This is a genomic window from Ideonella sp. P3_A4 (genome assembly GCF_056403075.1).
In genome coordinates, this window is the sequence record NZ_JBFUGE010000499.1 from 1 (window position 1) to 4,444 (window position 4,444).

The following is a 4,444-nucleotide window of genomic DNA, read 5'->3' on the forward strand; positions in this document are numbered from 1 at the left end:
AGTGCTACGGCTCACAGTACTGGCACGACCTGACCGCAACGATCTGGGTGGCTTCGAGTCGCAACTGCTTGACCACAGTGATCGTCGCGTAGTGGCGGCCGATGTCTGGGTGCTCGATCGCGCGGCTTTGCACCTTGTGCTCGCGCGCGACCGCTTCGATGCTGCGTGCCAATTCCGGGTGACCGCGGTAGTCGTACGGCACGCCGTGCAGGTACCACGGCATCTCGTCGGACACGTACATGCCTTGGTAGCGCGCGCCGGCATCGATCAGGTGGTAGCCGGTGGTGAACCAGTGCGAGTCGAAGATCATCACCACGTCCGGCTTCACTGCCGCGATCTTGTCGCGCAGCCTCGCGTAGCCGGCGATCAGGTCCGAGTCTTCGCCGGCGCCCATCAGGCGGCGGAATTCTTCGCATTGCATCAGGCCCGGGTGGTGCGAGACGAGCGCGGCGCCAACAATCTGTCCCATTGTTTGTGACCCTCGATCRGCGTTGGCTGAAGCTGGCGCGGAAGGGCTTGGTCGGTACGACCACGTCCTTCACGTCGCAGAAGAAATCGAAGCTCCATTCGCCGCCTTCACGTCCAATGCCAGAGCGCTTGACGCCACCGAAGGGTGCTGCCAAGTCGCGGATGCCGAAGCTGTTGACCCAGATGAAGCCGGTGCGCACAGCTTCAGCCACCGCGGTGGCGTGCGTGGTCTCGCCGTAGCAGACACCGCCGAGGCCGTAGTCAGTGCCGTTGGCGAGTGTGATCGCCTCTTCGTCGCTGGCAAAGGTCTGCAGCGTCAACACCGGGCCGAAGACCTCGGTCTGCACGATCTCGTCGTTCTGCCGCAGGTTCGTCAACAGTRTGGGCTCGACATACTGCGCGCCGAAGGGGTGCGGCTTCCCACCCCACAGCAGCTGGGCGCCGCCCACCATCGCGCGGTTGACGAAGTCCATCACCCGCTCGACCTGCCGCGGGTGGACGATGGGCCCGACCTCGGTTGCCTCGTCGCGCGGGTCTCCCACCCTCAGCTTGGCAACGTAGTCGCGCAGCGCCTCGACGTAGCTGTCGGTGATCTTCTCGTGCACCAGCAGGCGCGTGCCTGCCAGGCAGACCTGGCCCGCGTTGCGGTACATCAGGGCGCCTGTCGCCGCGGCGTTGTCGATGTCGGCGTCTTCCAGCACGATGAACGGGCTCTTGCCGCCCAGCTCCAGGCTGCAGGGCACGAGGTTGGCGCCGGCGGCCTGCGCGATCCACTTCGCGGTCGGCACCGAACCGGTGAACGAGATGCGCGCCAAGCGCGGGTCGCTGACGAGCGCCGCGCCAGTGTTGGCCCCCGTGCCCTGCAGCAAGTTGAACACGCCCGGCGGCAGGCCGGCCGCTTCAGCGCAATCGGCCAGCAGCGACGAGGTCAGCGGTGCCCACTCCGGTGCCTTCAGGATCACCGTGTTGCCCGCCGCGAGAGCCGGGCCGATCTTCCAGGTCGCCAGCATCAGCGGCGCGTTCCACGGCGTGATGATCGCCACCACGCCGGCTGGGTCGTGGCGAATGTGGTGAGTCGCCTGCTCGGTCGTGATCTTGCGGTCCTGCAGCGTCAGCGCATGCTCGGCGAACCAGCGGATGTTCAGCATCGCGCGCGGCACCACACCGTGGCGCATCCGGCTCAGCAGCACACCGGCATCGTTGCTCTCGACGACGCAGAAATCATCGGCACGTTTGCCGATCTCGTCGGCGAAACGATTGAGCAGCGGCTGGCGCTCGGCGGCGCTCAAGGCGGCCCAGGCGGGGAACGCGGCCGCAGCCGCGCGGATGGCCGCGTCCACATCGCCGGCCGACGCTTCGCCCACGTGGCCGAGCAGGCGTTGGTCGATCGGCGATTGCAGCGCGAAACTGGCGGCGGACGCGACACGGCGGCCGCCGATGTAGTGGTCGGGCGACACGGCCACGCCGGCCACGTCGAGCAATGCAGAGGTCACGAGAGCACCTTTCCAGGGTTCATCAGGTTCAGGGGATCGAACGCTGTCTTGATCGCGCGCATCAGCTGCAACTCGATCGGCGACTTGTAGCGTGCTGATTCATCACGCCGCAGCACACCCAGCCCATGCTCGGCCGAGATCGAGCCGCCGGCGGCCGCGACCGCGTCGTGCACCAGGCGGTTCAGTGAGCCTTCGAGCGCGATGAACTCGGCTTCGGGCTGGCCCGGTGCGGGCGAGAAGTTGTAGTGCAGGTTGCCGTCGCCCAGGTGGCCGAAGGTCACCGCACGCAGGCCAGGAAAGGCCTGCGCGACAGCCGCTGTCGTTGCCTCGACAAAGCCCGCGATGCGCGAGATCGGCAGCGCGATGTCGTGCTTGATCGTCTTGCCTTCAGCGCCCTGCGATTCGGAGATGTCTTCGCGCAGCGCCCACAGCGCGCGGAACTGCGCCAGGGTGGTGGACACCGCGGCGTCGGTCGCACAGCCCTGCTCGATCGCAAGCTCCAGCAAGCTCTCCAGCGCGCTGTTGGCATGGGCTTCGTCTTGCGTATCGCTCAGCTCGATCAGCACATACCAGGGTGAACGATCCGCCAGCGGCAGCCTTGCGGCCGGCACGTGTTTTTCGACCAATGCGATGCACGTGTCTCCCATCAACTCGAACGCGGTCAGCCCGGCGCCCAGCCGAGACTGCGCCAACTGCAGCAGCTCGGTCGCAGCCTGCGGCGACGGCACGGCCACGAAGGCGGCCAACTGGGCTGCAGGCAGCGGAAACAGCTTCAACACCGCCGCCGTGATCACGCCCAGCGTGCCTTCGCTGCCGATGTAGAGGTCTCGCAGGTCGTAGCCGGTGTTGTCCTTGCGCAGGCCGCGCAAACCGTTCCAGACCTGGCCGTCGGGTGTCACCACCTCCAGCCCGAGGCACAGCTCGCGCGCATTGCCATAACGAAGCACCTGCACGCCGCCGGCGTTGGTGGCCAGGTTGCCGCCGATCGTGCAACTGCCCTGTGCGGCCAGACTCAAGGGGAACAAGCGCCCCGCTTCGCACGCCGCATCTTGCAGCTGCTGCAACGTGACGCCGGCTTCGGCTTCGATCGTCTGGTTGACCGGGTCGACCGATCGTATGCGCTTCAAGCGCGTCAGCGACAACACCAGCGCTTGGCCTGACCCGTCCGGCGTCGCGCCACCGGACAGGCCGGTGTTGCCGCCCTGCGGCACGACCGGCATGCGGTTCGCATGGCACCAGCGCAACACCGCGGCCACATCGTCGGCCGTGTCGGGTTGCACCACGGCGATCGCCTGGCCGGTCCACTTGCGACGCCAGTCGGTCAGGAAAGGCGCCATCTCGGCTGCGTCCGTGTGCAGCCGGCCGCTGAACGCGGCGCGCAAGGTCGCGAGGTCCATCAGGCGAACCGGACGTGGATGACGCCGAGCCGGCCGTAGTCGGCCTCGAACACGTCGCCCGCTGCGCAGGCTACCGGYCGCGTGAACGAACCGCCGAGCACGATCTCCCCAGCGGCCAGCCCTTCGCCGTGCAGCGCCAGCTTGTTGGCCAGCCACGCCACGCCGTTGCCGGGATGGTTCAGCACCGCGGCAGCGAGGCCCGACTCTTCGACCACGCCGTTCTTGATCAGCAGCGCACCGCACCAGCGCAAGTCGACCGCGTCGGGCTTGACCGCACGGCCACCCAGCACGATGCCGGCACTGGCGGCGTTGTCGGCGATCGTGTCGGTGACCTTGCGCGGCGCCTTGGTCTCGCGGCAGAACTGCTCGATGCGGGCGTCTATCAGTTCCAGCGCCGGCATCACGTGGTCGGTCGCGCCCAGCACGTCGGCCAGCGTCACGTGCGGGCCCTTCAGCGGCCGAGCCAGCACGAAGGCCAGTTCGACCTCCAACCGCGGCACCAGGAAGCGCGCCGCTTCAAGCTCGGCGCCGCTGTGGAACACCATGTCGTCGAGCAGCGCGCCGTAGTCGGGCTCGGTGATCTGCGAGGCGATCTGCATCGCCCGCGAGGTCAGGCCGATCTTGTGGCCGACGACGCGCCGGCCCTCGGCGAGTTTCAGCGCCATCCATTCGCGCTGGATCGCGTAGCTGTCGGCGATCTCCAGCCCGTCGAATCGACGGCTGAACTGAGGGATGGCCGTGCGCGTGCGCTCGGCTTCGCGCAGCTCGTGCGCCAGTTGGCGATGGATGTCGGGGCTCAGCATGCGGCGAAGTGTCGGTCGACCGGTTCACAACCACAAGCGATGAATACTGACCTATATTCAAGCTGAGCTAATCAATCGACTGCCGCCATGCCGCTGCCGCGCTTCAGCCCTCGCCAACTCGAAGCCTTCGTCACCGTGGCCGAGCTGCGCAGCTTCAGCGCCGCCGGCCAGCGGCTGGCGCTCACGCCGTCGGCGGTCAGCCAGCTCATCGCCGAGCTGGAGACCGCCATCGGTTTTCGGCTGTTCGACCGCAGCACGCGCAAGGTCGCGGTCTCGTCGGCGG

General features: G+C 67.5%; 4 protein-coding genes and 1 pseudogene. 1 reads left to right on the forward strand and 4 read right to left on the reverse strand.

Translation table 11 applies throughout. The features are described from left to right. Positions 1-4: 4 nt before the first annotated feature. The 4 genes and pseudogenes from AC1DYI_RS27655 to hpaH all read right to left on the reverse strand — a co-directional run bounded on the left by AC1DYI_RS27655 (position 5) and on the right by hpaH (position 4,161). Entirely contained in the window at positions 5-469 is a 465-nt protein-coding gene (locus AC1DYI_RS27655) for a DODA-type extradiol aromatic ring-opening family dioxygenase (RefSeq protein WP_477207337.1), read from the reverse strand. A 73-nt stretch (positions 470-542) separates the two neighbouring features. Beyond that, a pseudogene (locus AC1DYI_RS27660) lies at positions 543-1,961 on the reverse strand (aldehyde dehydrogenase family protein); the annotation flags it as partial. Next, on the reverse strand, positions 1,958-3,358 hold the full coding sequence (locus tag AC1DYI_RS27665) for an FAD-binding oxidoreductase (RefSeq protein ID WP_477207334.1): 1,401 nt from the start codon (positions 3,356-3,358) through the stop codon (positions 1,958-1,960). The gene AC1DYI_RS27665 and the pseudogene AC1DYI_RS27660, both read right to left, overlap by 4 nt. After that, positions 3,358-4,161 (reverse strand): 2-oxo-hept-4-ene-1,7-dioate hydratase, encoded by an 804-nt coding sequence (gene hpaH / locus AC1DYI_RS27670; RefSeq protein WP_477207335.1) that lies wholly within the window; start codon positions 4,159-4,161, stop codon positions 3,358-3,360. Before hpaH ends, AC1DYI_RS27665 begins: the two co-directional genes overlap by 1 nt. 87 nt (positions 4,162-4,248) lie before the next feature. Here hpaH and AC1DYI_RS27675 point away from each other — a divergent pair. Then, positions 4,249-4,444, forward strand: a 196-nt coding sequence (locus AC1DYI_RS27675) for a helix-turn-helix domain-containing protein (RefSeq protein WP_477207336.1), incomplete at its 3' end; no start/stop codon positions are given.

Coding starts and splice junctions, on each gene's coding strand:
- AC1DYI_RS27665 (WP_477207334.1), bottom strand. CDS start 3,358: ATGGACCTCGCGACCTTGCGCGCCGCGTTCAGCGGCCGGCTGCACACG.
- AC1DYI_RS27655 (WP_477207337.1), bottom strand. CDS start 469: ATGGGACAGATTGTTGGCGCCGCGCTCGTCTCGCACCACCCGGGCCTG.